The sequence below is a fragment of the Neisseria sp. HMSC056A03 genome, from assembly GCF_001815685.1.
GTDB classification, from domain to species: domain Bacteria; phylum Pseudomonadota; class Gammaproteobacteria; order Burkholderiales; family Neisseriaceae; genus Neisseria; species Neisseria subflava.
Genome location: NZ_KV821641.1, coordinates 179,647 through 199,293 on the forward strand (window position 1 = coordinate 179,647; position 19,647 = coordinate 199,293).

A 19,647-nucleotide genomic window follows, 5' to 3' on the forward strand; every position below is an offset into this window, starting at 1 on the left:
TGTATCGGGTGTTACCATTGGCAGTTTATAAAAATCTGCTATACAATGGATTCACGATACACCCAAATTAACATTTAAATAAGAGAAAAATCATGCAACTGCATATCTTGAATAATCCAAAAGATGCCGCTCTGGCAGCGGATGCGGAATTTTTAAAACAGTCTCTTTTCAATCTGCTGCATGAGGAAGCGTCGCCTTTAGTGCTCGAAACCGTTAAGTTATTATCGACTTCAGACGACAGTGCTGCCCTGATTGAGAAGGTGTTGCCGCAATTGGACGAACAACAAACCCACGATTTAACCTTGGCCTGCGGCCTGTTCGCGCAGATTTTGAACATCGCCGAAGACGTACACCACGAACGCCGCCGCCAAATCCACGAAGAGGCCGGACACAACAGTGCCGAAGGCAGCCTGACGGAAACCGTGCGCAAGCTCAAAGCCGGAAAAGTCAACGGCAAAGCGGTGCAACAACAACTGGACAACACGGTCGTTACCGCCGTTTTGACGGCGCACCCGACCGAAGTGCAACGCCAAACCGTCTTGAGCTTCAACCGCCGCATCCGCGCGCTGCTGCCGCAACGCGAACGCTGCACCAACCCAGAAGCGCTGGCTCAGTTGCGCCGCGAAATCGACACCGTGCTTTTGTGCCTGTGGCAAACCAGCGAAACACGCCAATACAAATTGAGCGTCAACGACGAAATCAACAACGGCGTATCCATCTTCCCAATGAGCTTCTTTGAAGCCCTGCCCAAGCTCTACCGCACAATGGAACGCGATTTTCAGACGGCCTATCCCGGCGTCCGCGTTCCGAATATCCTTAAAATCGGCGGCTGGATCGGCGGTGACCGTGACGGCAATCCGTTCGTCTCTGCCGAAACCTTGCGTTTTGCGTTCAGACGGCATGCCGATGCAGTGTTCCGCTTCTATCGCGGCGAACTCGACAAACTCTACCGCGAATTGCCGCTCTCCGTCCGCCGCGTCAAAGTCAACGACGACGTGATGGCACTGGCCACCCTCTCGCCTGACGAAGAAATCGCCCGCACCGAAGAACCCTACCGCCGCGCCATCGCCTACATCATGGCACGCGCCATGGGCAAAGCACGCTCACTCGGTTTGGGCATGGGTTGCAAATTCGGCTTCCTCGAGCCTTATGCCACGGTCGAAGAGTTCCTCACCGACCTGAAAAAACTGCAACGCTCGCTCCACGAAAACGGCAGCCAACTGCTGGCAGAAGGCCGTCTGGCCAATATTATCCGTAGCGTATCCGTGTTCGGCTTCCACATGATGCCGCTCGACCTGCGCCAACACGCAGGCAAACACGCCGATGTGGTTGCCGAGCTTTTCCAACACGCAGGCTTGGAAGACTACAACAGCCTGAATGAAGAGCAAAAACAAACCGCCCTATTGCGCGAATTGAGCCATCAACGTCCGCTGTACAGCCCGTTCATCACATACAGCGACCATACCCGCCACGAATTGGCAATTTTCAACGAAGCGCGCAAAATCAAAGACGAATTCGGTGAAGATGCCGTTACACAAAGCATTATTTCCAACTGCGAACAACCCAGCGACCTGCTCGCCTTGGCATTGCTGCTGAAAGAAAGCGGCCTGTTGGTGGTTGAAAACGGCAAACCGCACAGCCGCATCAATATCGTGCCTCTGTTTGAAACCATCGAAGCGCTCGAAAACGCCTGTCCGGTTATGGAAACCATGTTCCGCCTCGACTGGTATGATGCCCTGCTCGAAAGCCGCGGCAACATCCAAGAAATCATGCTCGGCTACTCCGACTCCAACAAAGACGGCGGCTACGTTACCAGCTCATGGTGTCTGTATCAGGCCGAATTGGGCTTGGTCGAACTCTTCAAAAAATACGATGTCCGCATGCGCCTGTTCCACGGCCGCGGCGGCAGCGTAGGTCGCGGTGGCGGCCCTTCTTACCAAGCCATTTTGGCGCAACCTGCAGGCAGCGTTGCCGGACAAATCCGCATTACCGAGCAAGGCGAAGTCATTACCGCCAAATACGCTGACCCGGGCAATGCACAACGCAACTTGGAAACTTTGGTCGCCGCGACTTTGGAAGCCAGCATCCTGCCGGACAAAAAAGACCCTGATGCCAAACTGATGCAGGATTTGTCGGAAGTATCGTTCAAATACTACCGCGAACTGATTACCCATCCCGACTTCATCGACTACTTCCTGCAAACCAGCCCGATTCAGGAAATTGCCACCCTCAACCTCGGCAGCCGTCCCGCCAGCCGCAAAACCTTGGCGCGAATTCAGGACTTGCGCGCGATTCCGTGGGTATTCTCATGGATGCAAAACCGCCTCATGCTGCCGGCTTGGTACGGTTTCGGCAGCGCAGTGGAAACCTTGCGCGAAGGCAATCCCGACACACTGGCCGCGCTGCGCGAACACGCCCAAAGCAACCCGTTCTTCCAAGCCATGCTCTCCAACATGGAACAAGTGATGGCGAAAACCGACATCACCTTGGCGGAAAACTATGCCGGCTTGAGCGAATCGCCCGATAAAGCAAAAATCATCTTCGGCATGATCAAGGAAGAATACCAACGCAGCCGCAAAGCACTGCTCGACCTGCTGCAAACCGAAGAGCTCCTGCGCGACAACCGCAGCCTCGCCCGTTCGCTTGCCTTGAGGATTCCATACCTGAACGCCCTCAACGGCCTGCAAGTCGCCATGCTCAAACGCCTGCGCAAAGAGCCCGATAATCCGCACGCCCTGCTGATGGTTCACTTGACCATCAACGGCGTGGCGCAAGGTTTGCGTAATACCGGTTAAGGCAGTACGGAAAAAAGGCCGTCTGAAACAGCTTTCAGACGGCCTTTTATCATAAGAACACACCAGCATTGCGGCTGTTTTGAGTACCTCCACAATATGCTATAATTCGCCGTTAAACTTTTATCTTTTCAGGAAAAACCATGAGCTTGAAATGCGGCATCGTCGGCCTGCCCAACGTCGGCAAATCCACCCTCTTTAACGCGCTGACCCAATCGGGCATCGAAGCGGCGAACTACCCCTTCTGCACCATCGAACCCAACGTCGGTATCGTCGAAGTACCCGACCCGCGCATGGCGGAGCTGGCGAAAATCGTCAATCCGCAAAAAATGCAGCCCGCCATCGTCGAGTTCGTCGACATTGCCGGTTTGGTTGCAGGCGCGAGCAAAGGCGAAGGCTTGGGCAACCAGTTCCTCGCCAACATCCGCGAAACCGACGCCATCGTCAACGTCGTGCGCTGCTTTGACGACGACAACATCGTCCACGTCGCAGGCAAAGTCGATCCGATTGCCGACATCGAAACCATCGGCACCGAATTGGCGCTTGCCGACCTCGCCAGCGTCGAAAAAGCCATCGTCCGCGAAGAAAAACGCGCCCGCTCAGGCGACAAAGACGCGCAAAAACTGGTCGAACTGTGCAAAAAACTGCTGCCGCATCTGGACGAAGGCAAACCCGTCCGCTCCTTCGGCTTGGACGCGGAAGAACTCGCCATGCTCAAACCGCTGTTCCTGCTGACCGCCAAGCCTGCCATGTATGTCGGCAACGTTGCCGAAGACGGCTTTGAAAACAATCCGCACCTCGACCGCCTGAAAGAATTGGCTGAAAAAGAAAACGCCCCCGTTGTCGCCGTTTGCGCCGCGATGGAGAGCGAAATCGCCGAGTTGGAAGACGATGAAAAAGCCGAGTTCCTCGCCGAAATGGGCTTAGAAGAACCCGGCCTGAACCGCCTGATTCGTGCGGGCTACGACCTCTTGGGCCTACAAACCTACTTCACCGCCGGCGTCAAAGAAGTCCGCGCCTGGACCATCCACAAAGGCGCCACCGCCCCGCAAGCCGCCGGCGTCATCCACACCGACTTCGAACGCGGCTTCATCCGCGCCCAAGTCATTTCCTACGACGATTTTGTCTCGCTCGGCGGCGAAGCCAAGGCCAAAGAAGCCGGCAAAATGCGCGTGGAAGGTAAGGAATATGTCGTGCAAGACGGCGATGTGATGCACTTTTTGTTTAACGTATAAACCAAGCAAAACGCTTTTTCAGACGACCTTTGCCAAATCAAGGTCGTCTGAAACATTGAAGGAAACCCAATGACCTCCGTTATCCAAGACTTGAAAGCGCGCGGCCTTATCGCGCAAACCACCGACATCGAAGCCTTAGACGCTTTGTTGAACGAAAAAAAAATCGCCCTCTACTGCGGTTTCGACCCGACCGCCGACAGCCTGCATATCGGCCACTTGCTGCCCGTGTTGGCATTGCGTCGTTTCCAACAGGCGGGGCATACGCCGATTGCTTTGGTGGGCGGTGCGACCGGTATGATCGGCGACCCCAGCTTCAAAGCGGTGGAGCGCAGCTTGAATTCCGCCGAAACCGTTGCCGGCTGGGTAGAAAGCATCCGCAACCAACTGAAACCGTTTTTGAGCTTTGAAGGCGAAAACGCCGCCATTATGGCGAACAACGCCGACTGGTTCGGCAGCATGAACTGCCTCGACTTCCTGCGCGACATCGGCAAGCATTTCTCTGTCAACGCCATGCTGAACAAGGAATCCGTCAAACAGCGTATCGAGCGCGACGATGTGGGGATTTCCTTTACCGAGTTCGCCTACTCCCTGCTGCAAGGCTACGACTTTGCCGAATTGAACAAACGTCATGGCGCAGTTTTGGAAATCGGCGGCTCCGACCAATGGGGCAATATTACCGCCGGTATCGACCTGACACGTCGTCTGAATCAAAAACAAGTATTCGGTCTGACCCTGCCGCTGGTAACCAAATCCGACGGCACCAAATTCGGCAAAACCGAAGGCGGCGCGGTATGGCTGAATGCGAAGAAAACCTCGCCGTATCAGTTCTACCAATTCTGGCTGAAAGTTGCCGATGCCGATGTCTATAAATTCTTGAAATACTTCACCTTCCTGTCTATCGAAGAAATCGGCGCCATCGAAGCGAAAGACCAAGCCAGCGGCACCAAGCCCGAAGCGCAACGCATCCTCGCCGAAGAAATGACCCGCCTGATTCACGGCGAAGCCGCCCTGCAAGCCGCGCAGCGCATTTCCGAAAGCCTGTTTGCCGAAGACCAAAGCAGCCTGACTGAAAGCGACTTCGAACAGCTCGCCCTCGACGGTCTGCCCGCATTTGAAGTTTCAGACGACCTCAACGTCGTTGAAGCCTTAGTCAAAACCGGCTTGGCTTCTTCCAACAAAGAAGCGCGCGGTTTTGTGAACAGCAAAGCGGTATTGCTCAACGGACAAGCCGCCGAATTGAACAACCCAAACCACGCTGCCGAACGCCCCGACGATGCCTATCTGCTGACCGGCGCGCACAAACGCTTCGGCAAATACACCATCGTACGGCGCGGCAAACGCAACCACGCGCTCTTGGTTTGGAAATAATCTTTAAACATTAAACACATCGTTTAAAACAATCATGCCGTCTGAAATCAGCCACGCTTTTTTTCAGACGGCATTTTCTATTGATGATATTCAGTTTTCCAAAAAGAAAGGGCAGGTTTTGCACCTGCCCTTCTATTAAGCCAATTTCCTTAAGAAACTTTTATCCCCAGCTTACTGCAAACGTTCATTTTCTTGACGGACGGCATTCACCACATCTGCGCCAAACAAAGCGTTGACATCGGTTTCATCAAACACATACTTGCTATGGCAGAAATCGCAATCGATTTGAATGCTGCCTTGTTCCGCCACCACGCCGCCAACTTCTTGGCCGCCAAGCATCAACAGCATATCGCTGACTTTGCCGCGGGAGCAGGTGCAGGCAAATTCAATAGTCTCCGGTTCAAAAACGCGGGGCGGGGTTTCATGGTAAAGGCGGTAAAGGGCGTGATGAGCGTCCAAACCGGTCAATTCTTGCGAAGTAAGCGTTTGCGCAAGCGTGGTCACATGCTCCCAAGCAGCATCATCCAATTCTTCTTCCGGCAGACGTTGCAGCAATAATGCGCCTGCGGCTTGGTCGTCGGCGGCAAGCGTAATATAGGTATCGAGCTGCTCGGAACGTTTCATATAGTTGACCAACATTTGCGCAATGCTGTCGCCTTCCAGCGGTACAACACCTTGCCATGGGTCGGCATCTTTAGGCTGATGGGTCAAAACGAACACGCTGTTTTCGCCCAACAGCGCAGTCAGGCTTTCGTCATCATGGATTTCAGCAGTTTCGTCCCAACGCGCGGTAGCGCGGACAGTATTTTCAGAAGTCGCTTCCACCACCAACATTTTCAGACGGCCCTGACCTTGAACCTGAACAATCAGCGCGCCTTCGTTTTTAAGGTTGGCAGACAATAAAGCACCGGCGGCCAACAATTCACCCAATGCGCGACGGATGGCGACAGGATAATGTTTTTGGTTGACGATGTGGTGCCAAACCTTTTCGAGGCGGATGTGCATGCCGCGGATAGGCATATCGTCGAAGATAAAGCGTGTACGGATATCGCTGTGATTTTGTGTCATGTCAGTCTCTGAAAATAAATCAATGAATGCCGCTTATATGGTTGCAGCGGCGGATAAATCAAGCGAAACCGTGTTTGATGTTTTTCTAGTTTGTTTGGAAACAAGGGTTTAACGCAAAATAACAGCAGTTTTTTTGCCAAAAAGACAGTTTTTGAATACAATCAAGCAGATAACAAGAGAATGATACGGGATAACATCTCAGAAACCGGCAATGTGCCTGCAATCGGCAGGGAATGCCTTCTGAAACGGAAGTTTTTATAATGAATTTTTTACTCCGGCTCGCAGCAGTTTGGACTTCGGTCGCCATGCTCGCGAGCGTCAATTTTTCTTACGCCGATGATTTGGAAAACCTGATTACCACCCGTCAGCATGTTTTAAACCAATTCAACGACAACGCCAACGTTTACGACAATACGCGTCAGGCAACCCCTGTCCACCCCGTCAATACACACCCCGCTCCAAGCAACAATACGCGCGCACCTTCAGGCAATGCAGACGAATTGATCGGCAGCGCCATGGGTTTGCTCGGCGTGGCCTACCGCTACGGCGGCACATCGGCTTCTACCGGCTTTGACTGCAGCGGCTTCATGCAACACATCTTTAAACGCGCCATGGGTGTAAACCTGCCGCGCACCTCTGCCGAACAGGCGCAAATGGGCGTTGCCGTGAGCCGTTCGGAATTGCAGCCGGGCGACATGGTCTTTTTCCGCACCATGGGTCCCGGCCGTATTTCCCACGTCGGCCTTTACATCGGCAACAACAATTTCATTCATGCGCCGAGAACGGGCAAACGTATCGAAATTACCAGCCTCGGCCACAAATATTGGAGCGCGAAATACGCCTTCGGCCGCCGCGTGAAGAAAAACGATCCATCCCGTTTCTTGAATTGAGGTGCATGATGGCAATGCCGCAAATGCCCAAATGGTATGACGATGACGGTCAGATTGTTTCCTGCACCGAAAAAGTCAAAGTCATGACCGAAAACTTGAACGAACTGTACCAAATAGCGCAGGACGCATTTGAAGACGCGCTGCTGATGGGTTGTTCCGAAAAACAGCTACGCGAATACTTCCGCGACTTAATGGCCGGACTGGAAAACCCTTATCAAAAAAACGGTTAGTTATTCGATCCATACAAAAAAGGCCGTCTGAAAGTTTTTCAGACGGCCTCTTCTTATTGGCCAGACCCCTACCCTATTGCTAACATTCCACCACGCGCACGGATACTGGGACGGCTTTTTTCTGCAAGGTAATGGCCAGGCCTGCGAGTGAGGTTTCTTTGTAGGTTGCCTTCATATCGCGGCCGGTTTGCAACATGGTTTGAATCACTTCATCAAGTGAGACTTTTTTGTCTGTGCCGTCTTCCAAAAGCGCAAGGGTAGCGAGCTTGAGGGCTTTTTCGGCGGCGATGCCGTTGCGCTCGATACAGGGGATTTGCACCAAGCCGCCGACCGGGTCACAGGTCAGGCCTAAGTGGTGTTCCATGGCCATTTCGGCGGCGTTTTCCACTTGTTTCGGTGTACCGCCGATAACTTCGGCGTATGCGCCAGCCGCCATGGAACACGCCACGCCGACTTCACCTTGGCAGCCTACATCCGCGCCGGAAATCGACGCGTTGGTTTTATACAAAATACCGATGGCACCGGCAGTCAGCAGGAAATCTTCGACACGCGATTGGTTGGCGTGCGGATTAAATTTGCGGAAATAGTGCAAGACGGCAGGAATGATGCCTGCCGCGCCGTTGGTGGGTGCAGTTACAACACGGCCGCCGGCGGCGTTTTCTTCATTAACCGCCATGGCGTACACCATCGGCCAAAGTTGGGTATTGACGATTTCGCTCTCACGCAGGACTTTGAGTTTGGCCGCCAACTGCGGCGCGCGGCGGCGGACGTTCAAGCCGCCCGGCAGCTGCCCTTCCGCACCCAAGCCGCGCTTGATGCAGTTTTCCATCACATCGGCCACGGCAGCCACACGGCGGCGTACTTCCGCTTCATCGCAACCTGCCAACGCCGCTTCATTGGCCAACACGACTTCGGAAATATTCAACTGGTTCAGACGGCATTGTGCCAGCAGCTCGTCGCAGTTTTTGTAAGGATATGGCACGTCTGAATTTTCCTGCGCTTCTTGTGCAAACCCTTCGTCTGTTACGATAAAACCGCCGCCGACCGAATAATAGATCTGCTCTTTCAGCTTCTGGCCGTCTGAATTGTAGGCGATAAAGTTCAAACCGTTCGGATGTTTGGGCAACACTTTGTCGCCGCGGATATCCAAATCTTTTTCAGGATTGAATGCCATTTCACGGCCGTTGAGTTTTAAAACGTGCTGCGTGCGGATGCGTTCCAAGCGTTGGGGGATGTCTGCAAGCGGAATATCGTGCGGCAGGCTGCCTTCCAAACCAAGCAATAATGCGTCGAATGTGCCGTGTCCGATGCCGGTCAAGGCAAGCGAGCCGTACACTTCAATGACAATGCGCGCCACTTGCGTATCCAAGTTTTCGGCATGCAGCAAATCGGCAAAAGCGGCCGCAGCCTTCATCGGGCCGACGGTATGCGAGCTGGACGGGCCGATGCCGATTTTAAAAATATCGAAAATACTGATCATGGGGTTTTCCCTTATAGTCTGAAAAGGCCGTCTGAAGATTTCAGACGGCCTGTTGTTTGTAAAGCTTAAACAGTCTCTATCCAACCGCCAATGCGTTTTTCAACGGCTTCGGCATTCAGCCCCAAATCGGCTAATAGTTTTTTCGGATCGCCGTGTTCGGTAACTTTGTCTTCTACACCCAGCAGCAATACCGGTTTGCAGATGCCGTGTTTCGCCAACACTTCCAACACTGCGCTGCCTGCGCCGCCTTGTTCGGCGTTTTCTTCGGCGGTAACGATGTAATCGTGGCTTCGGGCAAGACGGACGATCAGCTCTTCATCTATCGGTTTGACAAAGCGCATATCGGCAACAGTGGCGTTCAGCTTGTCGGCGGCGGTCAATGATGGGGCAACCATGCTGCCAAAGGCAATAACGGCAATTTTCTCGCCTTCGCGACGGATGATGCCTTTGCCGATTTCAACGGTTTCCAGGCCGTCTGAAACGGTTGCACCCGTGCCTGTACCGCGCGGATAACGGACGGCAGATGGAGAGTTTGTCTGATAGCAGGTTGAGAGCAGCAGGCGACATTCGTTTTCGTCGCTTGGTGCAGCAATAATCATGTTCGGCACGCAACGCAAAAAGCTCAAATCGTACAAACCGGCATGGGTCGGGCCGTCTGCACCGACAATACCTGCACGGTCGATAGCAAACAAAACAGGCAGGTTTTGCAAGGCAACGTCGTGTACCAACTGGTCGTAAGCGCGTTGCAGGAAAGTGGAATAAATCGCCACGACAGGCTTGATGCCTTCGCATGCCAAACCGCCGGCAAAGGTAACGGCGTGTTGCTCGGCGATGCCGACGTCGAAATAGCGGTCGGGGAATTGCTGTTCAAACTCAACCAAGCCGCTGCCCTCGCGCATGGCAGGCGTGATGGCAACCAAACGCTCGTCCGCCGCCGCTTGGTCGCACAGCCATTGACCGAACACTTGCGTATAAGTCGGTTTGGCCGCGGCAGGCTTGACTTCCTGAGCAGGTACTTCGCTCGGCAGCTTGGCGACAGCGTGATATTTGACAGGGTCGTTTTCGGCAAATTTGTAGCCGTTGCCTTTTTTGGTGATGACGTGCAGCAACTGAGGGCCTTTGCGGCCGCGCAAGTCTTTTAATACGTCCACCAGATTTTCAACGTTGTGGCCGTCCACCGGGCCTGTGTAACGGAAACCGAAGTTTTCAAACAGAGACAGCGACTGTTTGGCGTGTTCCGCTTCGCCTGCCAAGGTTTTGATTTTATTTTCGACTTTTTGGGCAAGCTCCATCGCACCGGGCAATTTATCCAATACTTTGCTCGATTGGGCTTTGATGGTGCTCAACAGGCCGTGCATATCGCGCACGACGTTGCTGGCAAGGTATTTCGGCAGCGCGCCGACATTGGGGGAAATCGACATTTCGTTGTCGTTGAGGATGACCAGCAAATCAACATCCATATCGCCTGCGCAGTTCAGGGCTTCAAATGCCTGACCCGCCGTCATGGCTCCGTCGCCGATGATGGCGACGCTGCGGCGGTTGTTGCCCAACTGTTTGTCCGCAACGGCCATGCCCAATGCCGCGCCGATGGATGTGGAAGAATGCCCCACGCCGAATGCGTCGTATTCCGACTCACTGCGTTTCGGAAAACCGGCCAAACCGCCGTATTGGCGCATGGTGTGCATTTGATTTTTGCGGCCGGTGAGGATTTTGTGCGGATAGCTTTGATGACCGACATCCCAAACCAAATGGTCTTCGGGCGTGTCGTACACATAATGCAGTGCCACCGTCAGCTCGACCGCGCCCAAGTTACTGGCGAAATGGCCGCCCGTCTTACCGACGGAATCCAACAGAAATTCGCGCAATTCGGCGGCGACTTGCGGCAGCTGTTTTTTCTCCAGACGGCGCAAATCCTGAGGCGTATCGATAATATCGAGCAAAGGGCTTGGGTTCATGATTTTTGGCGGTGATTTTTTGTGTAACGGACGATTATATCAAGAGATTGCACAACTTGTTACAAATGCTTTCAGACGGCCCGAACCTTTATCCTTTATAATACTGCCAACTGAAAACACAGGGCCGTCTGAAATGACCCAAAACGCAAACAATCTCTGCTGGCTCGATATGGAAATGACCGGCCTCAATCCGGAACACGACCGCATCATCGAAGTCGCCATGATCATTACCGATTCCGATTTGAACGTACTGGCGCAATCGGACGTTTACGTTATCCATCAAAGCGACGAGTTGCTCAACGGTATGGATGAGTGGAACACCGCCACCCACGGCCGTACCGGCCTGACCCAACGCGTGCGCGAATCCAAACTGACCGAAGCCGAAGTCGAGCAAAGACTATTGGATTTCATGTCCGCATGGATACCCGAGAAATCCACGCCCATGTGCGGCAACTCCATCCATCAAGACCGCCGCTTCATGGTGAAATATATGCCGCGTTTGGAAGCCTATTTCCACTACCGCAACTTAGACGTATCCACGCTGAAAGAATTGGCCAAACGCTGGAATCCGGCCGTCGCCAAAAGCGTGGTCAAACGCGGTTCGCACAAGGCATTGGACGACATCCTCGAAAGCATCGAAGAAATGCGCCATTATCGCGAGCATTTCCTCAAACTCCCTTCCGAACAATAATCCCAAGGCCGTCTGAAACAGGTTTTACACTGTTCAGACGGCCTCATCGGCTTCCTTCATCTCATGAAAATCACCAAAATCTTTACCTTCGATTCCTCGCACATGCTCGACGGGCATGACGGCAAGTGCCAAAACCTTCACGGCCACACCTACAAACTCGAAATTACCGTCTCCGCGCCGGTTATCCAAGGCGGCGCAAAAGACGGCATGGTGATGGACTTTACCGACCTGAAAGCCATCGTCAAACAACACATTACCGACCCGTTCGACCATGCCTTCATCTATCACGGCAACAACGAACGCGAAAGCCAAATCGCCGCGCTTTTGGAAGGCTGGAACATGAAAACCCTGCGCCTACCCTGCCGCACCACAGCCGAAAACATGAGCGTAGAAATGTATGGCCGTCTGAAAAACGCCGGTGTCAAAGTGTGCAGCGTGAAATTATGGGAAACGCCGACTTCGTGTGCGGAATATGAAGGGAAGTGATATTAAAACCACTCTTAAAGATTTGTTTGACTTGCTATATAAGCAATTGTAAAATTCAGTAATTTTTTTAAAAAAAATCAACCGTAGCAAAGAATTTCAGGCATAATAACCATGAACACAACTAGTAGTATGACTCAAGAAGAAGGCATTCTTGCCGAAAGCATAGATGTAATTAATAAGTTCGTACAATTTCTTTTGAAGCTGTATGATGATTTTGGGATTGATGGTATGCATGATTTAGTTGATCCTGATTTAGATACATTGGAATCCATTGTAAAAAATTTACAACAAGAGGTTGATAAGCTTCCGATCAACCCCAATAATTTTTCTTTGGAAAACAAAAAAATTAGTCTAGCTCAAGGACTTCTCTACGCACAATCTATGATTACCAACGTTAGAAATAAAGATACTGAGGAATGTTCTCGGAATCGTTCTATGCTCGAAAATAATCAGTCGAGCCTTTATTAACAACAGCAAGGAGTTATTTATGAAATCAATGGATATCCGTTTCGCTCGCATTGCTGCATTAACGAAGCAACTTGCAGCTATTCAAAGACAAATTGAAAAACGAGCTTATAACGCAAAAGTTGCAACCATAAAAAAAGCAGCATGAAAAGCTTTTATTAGAGAAGCCATCCATAATGGGTGGCTTTTTTGTTAAATAACATTGGTAGAGTTTGTTAAATATAAATCTTAGTACAAATTAAGGTGCTTACTCATGAAACTCCTCTCCACCCTCCTCGTCCTTTTCGTCGCTGTCGAACACTTCTACATCGCCTGGCTCGAAATGACGCAAATCCCAAGCGAAAAAGCGTCGGAACTGTTCAACATGCCTTACGAATTTATGGAACAAAAACGCGTGCAAACCCTGTTTTCCAAACAAGGCCTGTACAACGGCTTCCTCGCCATCGGCTTAGTATGGGCACGCTTTGCCGCACCCGACAACGCCGTTTACGGCGCGACGATTCTGTTCCTCGGCTTCGTCCTCATCGCCGCCGCATGGGGCGCGTTTTCATCCGGCAACAAAGGCATTCTGCTCAAACAAGGCTTGCCGGCATTTTTGGCCGCCGCAGCCGTCATTACCGCTTAAACACACCAGCCATTCTTTCCCCTCAACCTAACAGAAAGAATGGCTGCCTCAACCGATTTCTCAAAACGCTTCACCACAACAATTAAATCCCGCACATCCGACATTCATGACCATTCAAATCACTCCGAACAATCCCCAATACCGCATTGTCGAAATCTTTGAAAGCCTGCAAGGCGAAGGCTGGAATACAGGCATGCCCGCCGTTTTCATCCGTTTGGGCAAATGCAATCTCGCGTGCAGCTGGTGCGATACCGACTACCTTAAATTCGGCATGATGAGCCTGTCCAATATTTTCGACCGTCTGAAAACCTACACGGCGCGCAACATCATCATTACCGGCGGCGAACCCACCATCCAACCGCATTTGGATACCCTGCTCAATGCACTCAAAGCCGAAGGCTATTTTCTGTGTATCGAAACCAACGGCCTCAACCCCGCTCCATCGCAAATCGACTACGTTGCCACCAGCCCTAAAGCCTGCTACGCCGCCAAGTATCAATCTAGTTGCATCGAGAAAGCCGACGAAGTGCGTATTATTGCCGACGGCGATGTCATTGCGTTTTGCCAAGAGATGGAACGCAAAATCCGCGCCCAACATTACTACCTCTCGCCTTGCGAACAAGACGGTGTGATGAATATCTACGACACCATCCGCCAAATCGGCGTATTAAACAGCCGATCCGATTCCCCCGTCCATTGGCAACTGAGCGTACAGACGCATAAATGGGCAGGAATAGAATAATTCTTTTGAAATCAATTAAAAACAAATCCTTTACAAAATATTGAATGTAAATACCATTCGATATTCGACCAAATGCACTACTGGCAATGCTCTCAGGCCGTCTGAAAACCCAATTTCAGACGGCCTTTTTTGTTACAAACCTCTTGACCGATTACATAAGATTACGTAAAGTGTGCAACAGTTTTCATAAATTGGTAAAACCAATTTACCTGATAACTGGTTGCATCTAAAAAAGTGGCAATCCTTATTCGAAAAACATCTATTACTCAACACATCGCATCAAACCGCCATTGATTGACGGTTATGGTGCCCGTTGCCCCAAGGATAATCCCATGGCTCTCTTTCTCAGTATTTTTCCCATTGTGCTGCTGATCTGGCTGATGGTTAAGAAAAACAGTATGCCGTCCTACGTCGCGCTGCCGATTACCGCCGCGCTGATTTATGCCATCAAACTGTTTTATTTCGGCAACGACGCTATGTTGCTCAACGCAACAGCCGCGTCCGGCCTCGTCTCTACCCTGACCCCGATTACCGTGATTTTCGGTGCCATTATGTTTAACCGCATGATGGAAACCACCGGCTGTATCGACGTCATCCGCAAATGGCTGGCTACCATCAGCCCGAATCCGATTGCCCAGTTGATGATTATCGGCTGGTCTTTCGCCTTTATGATTGAAGGCGCATCCGGTTTCGGCACACCTGCCGCCATTGCCGCGCCAATCCTGATGAGCTTGGGCTTCAACCCATTAAAAGTAGCCATCTTCACTTTGGTCATGAACTCCGTACCCGTGTCCTTCGGTGCAGTAGGTACCCCGACTTGGTTCGGCTTCGCGCCTTTGGGCTTGGATCAAAAGAGCATTATGGAAATCGGTATGAGAACCGGCGTAATGCACTTCTTTGCTGGTTTCATCATCCCTGTGATCGGCTTGAGCTTCATCGTACCTTGGGCTGAAATCCGCAAAAACTTGGGCTTCATCGGTATCGCCGTATTCTCCTGTACCCTTCCTTACGTTGCCTTGGCGATGGTTAATGAAGAATTCCCATCTCTGGTTGCCGGCGCAATCGGCCTGATGGTGTCCGTATTCGCAGCAAACCGCGGCTGGGGCTTGAGCAAAGATTACGCCAAAGACCCGAATGCAGAAAAAGTACCTTTCGCACAAGTTGCCAAAGCACTGGCTCCTTTGGGTATGCTGATCGGCATGCTGGTGATCACCCGTATCAAACAGCTGGGCATCAAAGGCCTGCTGACCAGCAAAGAAGAATGGTTCAGCTTCCAGCTGCCGTTTGATTTGTCCAAAATCACCGTCAGCGACTCCCTAACCATCACCTTCGGCAACATTTTCGGCCAAGGCGTAAACGCTTCCTACCAAACCCTCTACGTTCCGGCTTGGATTCCGTTTGTCTTCACCGTTTGGATTTGCATCCTGCTGTACAAAACCAAATTCAAAGATGCGTGGTCTTTCTATGCTGCAACCTTCAACCAAACCAAAAAACCTCTGCTTGCCCTGATGGGTGCGTTGATTATGGTTCAACTGATGATGGTTGGCGGCGACGACTCCATGGTGAAAATCATTGGTAAAGAATTTGCCAATGCGGCTGGCGAACACTGGGTGTACTTCTCCCCATACCTGGGTGCAATCGGTGCATTCTTCTCCGGCTCCAACACTGTATCCAACCTGACCTTTGGTCCGATTCAACAACAAATCGCGCTTGATACCGGCCTGTCCGTTACCCTCATCCTCGCCCTGCAATCTGTCGGCGGCGCAATGGGCAACATGGTATGCATCAACAACATCATCGCCGTGTGCAGCGTGTTGAACGTAAACAACGCCGAAGGCGCCATCATCAAGAAAACTGTGATCCCGATGAGCATCTACGGCATCATCGCCGTGACTGTGGCTGCAATTTTCTTCTTCTAAACCGCTTCATATCAAAGGCCGTCTGAATATTCAGACGGCCTTTTTTGTATTCTTTCGCTATATTTCTTAAAGAATCATTAATGTATATATTCCGCAACAACCCGCATAACCACTTTGCAACACCAAATTACAAACAACTTTCTATTAATAAACAATCCGGTAACCATAAGTAAACACTGTTTTGCAATTTACCCAATTGCCACTACCGACAAAACGCCTAAAATACGCTTCATCTGCAAACGGAAACCCTTTCTCACTTTGCAAGATAACACACAACACTCATATGGAGCTTAGATCATGAAATTACTTTCTGTTATCACTGCAGCCGCATTGGCTACTGTTTCCTTCTCTGCTGCCGCTGCACCTGCCGGCTTCGTTTCTTACAGTTGTGACGGTGGCAAATCACTGAACGTGATGTACGGCTTTGACCGTAGCGGCCGTGCCATTACTGCTGACGTAAATGCCGGTGGCAAAAAAGCCTCTTTGGTTGTCGACAAAAAACGTTCTGACAGCACTGGCACTACTTTCACCAACCGTAAAGGCTATGTAATGTCTGCCGGTTTCATCGACAAAAACACCCACACTACTTCTGAAGTAGTTGGCGTGAACGCCCCTAACGGCTCATTCCTGGTAAAAAACTGCGAACCACGTCCACGTTAATCCCAGTTTTCCTATTTAACCGAATCATCTCGGTTTGATAGAAAGGCCGTCTGGAAAACAATTTTCAGACGGCCTTTTGATTCAAGCCTATAAAAAAGAGCGTGTACCGTACACGCTCTTTTTGTTTGTTCACACACCAATTAAATACGCATCGGCATTACGATGTATTTGAAGTTCGGATTATTCGGCATGGTAAACAGCGTTGAACGGTTGGCATCGCCGAAAGCAAGCTGCATATCGTCGGAGTGTATGTTACGCAACACATCCATCAGGTAGCCGATGTTGAAACCGACTTCGAGTTCTCCGCCTTGGTAAGCGATTTCCAGCTCTTCGCGCGCTTCTTCCTGCTCGTTGTTGCTACATACGACACTCAGCAAACCAGGCTGCAGGAACAGTCGTGCGCCGCGGAATTTTTCATTGGCAAGAATGGCGGCACGCTCGAGTGCACCCAAAAGCTGGGTACGGGATACGAGGAAAATCTTGTCATTATCCAAAGGAATCACGCGGTTAAAGTCAGGGAACTTGCCGTCGATGACTTTGCTGACAATGGTTGTGCCATTGCATTGGAAGCGTACTTGATTGTCCAAAAGCTCAACGGTGATGGACTCGGACGGATTATTCAACAGCTTGAAGAGTTCCAATACCGTTTTACGCGGCAGGATCACTTCCGTTTTCGGCAGTTCTGCTTCAATTTGACTGGCCGCATAAGCAAGGCGGTGGCCGTCGGTTGCAACAAGGCGCAGCTGATTACCTTCAACCTGCATCAGCAAACCGTTGAGGTAATAGCGGATATCTTGAACTGCCATGCTGTATTGCACTTGCGAAAGCATGGTTTTGAAGGTTTCTTGAGTCAGCGAGAAAGTTGCGCTGACGTCGCTGCCGACGCTCATCAACGGAAAGTCTTCAGCCGGCAAGGTTTGCAGGGCAAAACGGGATTTTCCCGCGCGCAGAGTCAAACGGTTGTCCGCCCAATCCAGTGACACCAGCGCACTGTCAGGCAGGGCACGCAGAATGTCTTGGAATTTTTTAGCGTTGGTCGTAATACGGAAATCGCCTGCCTGACTTTCAGGGCCGGCGGTATTGATTTGGATTTCCAAGTCGGTTGCCAAAAGTTTGGTTTGTCCGTCTTTGCTTTCCAGCAACACATTAGACAAAATCGGCAGAGTATGGCGACGTTCGACAATACCGGTAACGGCTTGCAACGGCTTGAGCAGACTGTCGCGATCGGCTTGTAAAATCAGCATGTTCCATTCCTTTGAATTTGAAATCGGTTGATTGGGGTATTTTAGAATATTTTTTGTATTCAGACGGCCTCACATTGACATCAGGCCGTCTGAATATTGCATTGGGTCAGTTCTGAATCAAAATCAGCAGTTTTTCGTAGTCTTGCGCCAATTCGGGATCTTCTTCGCGCAGTTTTGCCACCGCTTTGACACCGTGCATCACGGTCGTGTGATCGCGACCGCCAAAGGCATCACCGATAGAAGGCAGGCTGAGCGTGGTCAGCTCTTTGGTCAGACTCATGGCAACTTGGCGCGGACGGGCAATATTGCGCGTGCGTTTTTTGCCCAATATATCGCTGATTTTAATACGGTAGTATTTGGCTGTCGCATCGATGATGATGTCGGCGGTAATGACTTTGTGTTTCTCGGCAATAATATCCTGCAAAGCCGTACGCGCCAAATCCATGTCGATGACAGGACGGTTCATAAAACGGCTGCTGGCGCTGACGCGGTTGAACGCGCCTTCCAGCTCACGCACATTGGAGCGGATCAGATTGGCGATAAACAAAGCGGCTTCGTCTTCGATACTGATACCGGCTGCTTCTGCCTTTTTCTGCAAAATCGCCACGCGCATTTCCAATTCGGGTGGTTCGAGTTCCAAAGTCAAACCCCATGAGAAACGGGACTTGAGACGATCGTCCATACCCTCGATTTTGGCAGGCAATACGTCGCACGTCAGGATCAGTTGTTTTTTCTCGTTGTGGAAATGGTTGTACAAATAGAAAAACTCTTCCATCGTACGGTCTTTGCCTTTGATGAACTGGATATCATCGATAATCAGCAGGTCATATTGTTTGTATTGTTGCTTGAATACATCATAAGTGTTGTTGCGCACAGCCTTCATAAAGCTGCGGATATAGTCGTCCGAGTGCATATAACGCACTTTGGCATCAGGACGGTTTTTCAGCAATTCGTTGCCGATGGCTTGCACCAAGTGGGTTTTACCCAAACCGGTACTGCCGTATAAGAAAAACGGGTTGTAGCCCTGTCCAGGATTTTCAGCAATCGCCTGGGCGGCTGCGGCGGCAAGGCGGTTGCCCTTACCTTCTACCAAAGTTTCAAATGTATAGTCACGCGACAGATTGGTCTGTTCGTAGCGCGCTTCTTCCGCATCGTGTTGCGCGTCGGTTTTGGCTTTGGCAACTGCTTTAGACTCAGCCGGAGCAGCAGTTTGCACTTGAGGCTCATGCGGCAGGTTTTTCATGCGTTGTGCCAAAATCTCGGCAGCCGTCATGGCCGCGGCAGGCTTGGAAACCGTTTCAGACGGCCTATCTTCTTCCGTTGCAGCAGCAGTTTGCAAAGGCATTTGAACAGGCTCTACAAATTCTTCAACTTCAATGACTTCTTGCACTTGCATCGGCGCAACAGCCTGAGCCGCCATTTCATAATGCGTACCTATGCCCGGCTTAAACGCGAAAGCAGCCTGCTGGGGCACCAGCTCGGCACGCACGGCATCAATTTTGGCGGCAAACTGGCTTTTGAGCATATTGCAGGCAAATTGGTTTTTACCATACACCACCCATACGCCGTTTTCTTCACCCACGGTCAAAGGCGCAATCCATTGCGCAAACTGCCCTGCAGGCAACATTTCGTGAAGGCGGCGAAGGCACAGCGGCCAAAATTCAGCTAACGTCATGAGATTAAGCTCGGAAATGGAAGATTTGGGAAATACAAGAAGGCAGAGCAGACAGGCAACCCGATAAAAATCAAATTTTTACGATACTCCAGCTGCTTTCAGACGACCTTGCGCACAGAGAA

Annotated in this window: 18 protein-coding genes; 13 read left to right on the top strand and 5 right to left on the bottom strand. The window is 51.2% G+C overall.

The annotated features are described in order from the left end of the window. Positions 1–92: 92 nt before the first annotated feature. The 3 genes from ppc to tyrS all read left to right on the top strand — a co-directional run bounded on the left by ppc (position 93) and on the right by tyrS (position 5,395). Entirely contained in the window at positions 93–2,795 is a 2,703-nt protein-coding gene (gene ppc, locus HMPREF3052_RS07825; protein WP_070749412.1) for a phosphoenolpyruvate carboxylase, read from the top strand. A 140-nt stretch (positions 2,796–2,935) separates the two neighbouring features. Further along, positions 2,936–4,027: a redox-regulated ATPase YchF gene (gene ychF / locus HMPREF3052_RS07830; protein WP_070749413.1), complete on the top strand. Its 1,092-nt coding sequence runs from the start codon at positions 2,936–2,938 to the stop codon at positions 4,025–4,027. Positions 4,028–4,096: 69 nt separating this feature from the next. Beyond that, a complete protein-coding gene (tyrS, locus tag HMPREF3052_RS07835; protein WP_070749414.1) occupies positions 4,097–5,395 on the top strand; it encodes a tyrosine--tRNA ligase in 1,299 nt (432 codons plus the stop codon). 171 nt (positions 5,396–5,566) lie between these two features. On the opposite strand, the gene hslO is transcribed toward tyrS, so the two are convergent. Continuing rightward, positions 5,567–6,463: an Hsp33 family molecular chaperone HslO gene (gene hslO, locus HMPREF3052_RS07840; RefSeq protein WP_070749415.1), complete on the bottom strand. Its 897-nt coding sequence runs from the start codon at positions 6,461–6,463 to the stop codon at positions 5,567–5,569. Positions 6,464–6,723: 260 nt separating this feature from the next. Between hslO and HMPREF3052_RS07845 the strand changes: the two genes are divergently transcribed. Both HMPREF3052_RS07845 and HMPREF3052_RS07850 read left to right on the top strand, forming a co-directional pair. Beyond that, on the top strand, positions 6,724–7,353 hold the full coding sequence (locus tag HMPREF3052_RS07845) for a C40 family peptidase (RefSeq protein ID WP_003684586.1): 630 nt from the start codon (positions 6,724–6,726) through the stop codon (positions 7,351–7,353). A gap of 8 nt (positions 7,354–7,361) precedes the next feature. Further along, a complete protein-coding gene (locus HMPREF3052_RS07850) occupies positions 7,362–7,583 on the top strand; it encodes a hypothetical protein (protein ID WP_004519529.1) in 222 nt (73 codons plus the stop codon). Positions 7,584–7,662: 79 nt separating this feature from the next. Here HMPREF3052_RS07850 and HMPREF3052_RS07855 read toward each other — a convergent pair whose 3' ends face one another. Next, a complete protein-coding gene (locus HMPREF3052_RS07855) occupies positions 7,663–9,063 on the bottom strand; it encodes an L-serine ammonia-lyase (RefSeq protein ID WP_049328547.1) in 1,401 nt (466 codons plus the stop codon). A 65-nt stretch (positions 9,064–9,128) separates the two neighbouring features. After that, a complete protein-coding gene (dxs, locus tag HMPREF3052_RS07860) occupies positions 9,129–11,018 on the bottom strand; it encodes a 1-deoxy-D-xylulose-5-phosphate synthase (RefSeq protein ID WP_070749416.1) in 1,890 nt (629 codons plus the stop codon). 133 nt (positions 11,019–11,151) lie between these two features. Here dxs and orn point away from each other — a divergent pair, with 133 nt between their 5' ends. From orn to HMPREF3052_RS07895, 8 genes are all read left to right on the top strand, one after another. Then, the gene (orn, locus tag HMPREF3052_RS07865; RefSeq protein ID WP_070749417.1) at positions 11,152–11,709 is read left to right on the top strand and encodes an oligoribonuclease; all 558 of its coding nucleotides are present in this window, start codon (positions 11,152–11,154) and stop codon (positions 11,707–11,709) included. Positions 11,710–11,772: 63 nt separating this feature from the next. Beyond that, complete coding sequence (queD, locus tag HMPREF3052_RS07870; protein ID WP_070749418.1) at positions 11,773–12,195, top strand: 6-carboxytetrahydropterin synthase QueD; 423 nt, start codon at positions 11,773–11,775, stop codon at positions 12,193–12,195. A 111-nt stretch (positions 12,196–12,306) separates the two neighbouring features. Then, positions 12,307–12,663: a hypothetical protein gene (locus tag HMPREF3052_RS07875; RefSeq protein ID WP_070749419.1), complete on the top strand. Its 357-nt coding sequence runs from the start codon at positions 12,307–12,309 to the stop codon at positions 12,661–12,663. Positions 12,664–12,682: 19 nt separating this feature from the next. Then, positions 12,683–12,808, top strand: coding sequence for a hypothetical protein (locus HMPREF3052_RS12070; protein ID WP_283122178.1), 126 nt, complete (start codon positions 12,683–12,685; stop codon positions 12,806–12,808). 105 nt (positions 12,809–12,913) lie between these two features. Continuing rightward, the gene (locus HMPREF3052_RS07880; RefSeq protein WP_070749420.1) at positions 12,914–13,285 is read left to right on the top strand and encodes a DUF1304 domain-containing protein; all 372 of its coding nucleotides are present in this window, start codon (positions 12,914–12,916) and stop codon (positions 13,283–13,285) included. A gap of 106 nt (positions 13,286–13,391) precedes the next feature. Further along, positions 13,392–14,027 (top strand): 7-carboxy-7-deazaguanine synthase QueE, encoded by a 636-nt coding sequence (locus tag HMPREF3052_RS07885; protein ID WP_070749421.1) that lies wholly within the window; start codon positions 13,392–13,394, stop codon positions 14,025–14,027. A 332-nt stretch (positions 14,028–14,359) separates the two neighbouring features. Next, positions 14,360–15,946, top strand: a complete 1,587-nt coding sequence (locus tag HMPREF3052_RS07890) for an L-lactate permease (RefSeq protein WP_003684590.1) — start codon at positions 14,360–14,362, stop codon at positions 15,944–15,946. Between the two features lie 297 nt (positions 15,947–16,243). Further along, positions 16,244–16,606: an ACP-like domain-containing protein gene (locus HMPREF3052_RS07895; RefSeq protein WP_070749422.1), complete on the top strand. Its 363-nt coding sequence runs from the start codon at positions 16,244–16,246 to the stop codon at positions 16,604–16,606. Between the two features lie 140 nt (positions 16,607–16,746). Here HMPREF3052_RS07895 and dnaN read toward each other — a convergent pair whose 3' ends face one another. Together dnaN and dnaA are read right to left on the bottom strand one after the other, a co-directional pair. Then, positions 16,747–17,850, bottom strand: a complete 1,104-nt coding sequence (gene dnaN / locus HMPREF3052_RS07900) for a DNA polymerase III subunit beta (protein ID WP_070749423.1) — start codon at positions 17,848–17,850, stop codon at positions 16,747–16,749. A gap of 106 nt (positions 17,851–17,956) precedes the next feature. Then, positions 17,957–19,525, bottom strand: coding sequence for a chromosomal replication initiator protein DnaA (gene dnaA, locus HMPREF3052_RS07905; RefSeq protein ID WP_070749424.1), 1,569 nt, complete (start codon positions 19,523–19,525; stop codon positions 17,957–17,959). Positions 19,526–19,647 lie beyond the last annotated feature (122 nt).

Excerpts from the sequence above, each read along its gene's own strand:
- ychF (WP_070749413.1), top strand. The coding sequence starts at position 2,936 with ATGAGCTTGAAATGCGGCATCGTCGGCCTGCCCAACGTCGGCAAATCC.
- HMPREF3052_RS07895 (WP_070749422.1), top strand. The coding sequence starts at position 16,244 with ATGAAATTACTTTCTGTTATCACTGCAGCCGCATTGGCTACTGTTTCC.
- queD (WP_070749418.1), top strand. The coding sequence starts at position 11,773 with ATGAAAATCACCAAAATCTTTACCTTCGATTCCTCGCACATGCTCGAC.
- HMPREF3052_RS07875 (WP_070749419.1), top strand. The coding sequence starts at position 12,307 with ATGAACACAACTAGTAGTATGACTCAAGAAGAAGGCATTCTTGCCGAA.
- HMPREF3052_RS07855 (WP_049328547.1), bottom strand. The coding sequence starts at position 9,063 with ATGATCAGTATTTTCGATATTTTTAAAATCGGCATCGGCCCGTCCAGC.
- HMPREF3052_RS07880 (WP_070749420.1), top strand. The coding sequence starts at position 12,914 with ATGAAACTCCTCTCCACCCTCCTCGTCCTTTTCGTCGCTGTCGAACAC.
- dxs (WP_070749416.1), bottom strand. The coding sequence starts at position 11,018 with ATGAACCCAAGCCCTTTGCTCGATATTATCGATACGCCTCAGGATTTG.
- orn (WP_070749417.1), top strand. The coding sequence starts at position 11,152 with ATGACCCAAAACGCAAACAATCTCTGCTGGCTCGATATGGAAATGACC.
- dnaN (WP_070749423.1), bottom strand. The coding sequence starts at position 17,850 with ATGCTGATTTTACAAGCCGATCGCGACAGTCTGCTCAAGCCGTTGCAA.
- HMPREF3052_RS07850 (WP_004519529.1), top strand. The coding sequence starts at position 7,362 with ATGGCAATGCCGCAAATGCCCAAATGGTATGACGATGACGGTCAGATT.
- HMPREF3052_RS07890 (WP_003684590.1), top strand. The coding sequence starts at position 14,360 with ATGGCTCTCTTTCTCAGTATTTTTCCCATTGTGCTGCTGATCTGGCTG.
- hslO (WP_070749415.1), bottom strand. The coding sequence starts at position 6,463 with ATGACACAAAATCACAGCGATATCCGTACACGCTTTATCTTCGACGAT.
- HMPREF3052_RS07885 (WP_070749421.1), top strand. The coding sequence starts at position 13,392 with ATGACCATTCAAATCACTCCGAACAATCCCCAATACCGCATTGTCGAA.
- HMPREF3052_RS12070 (WP_283122178.1), top strand. The coding sequence starts at position 12,683 with ATGAAATCAATGGATATCCGTTTCGCTCGCATTGCTGCATTAACGAAG.
- tyrS (WP_070749414.1), top strand. The coding sequence starts at position 4,097 with ATGACCTCCGTTATCCAAGACTTGAAAGCGCGCGGCCTTATCGCGCAA.
- dnaA (WP_070749424.1), bottom strand. The coding sequence starts at position 19,525 with ATGACGTTAGCTGAATTTTGGCCGCTGTGCCTTCGCCGCCTTCACGAA.
- ppc (WP_070749412.1), top strand. The coding sequence starts at position 93 with ATGCAACTGCATATCTTGAATAATCCAAAAGATGCCGCTCTGGCAGCG.
- HMPREF3052_RS07845 (WP_003684586.1), top strand. The coding sequence starts at position 6,724 with ATGAATTTTTTACTCCGGCTCGCAGCAGTTTGGACTTCGGTCGCCATG.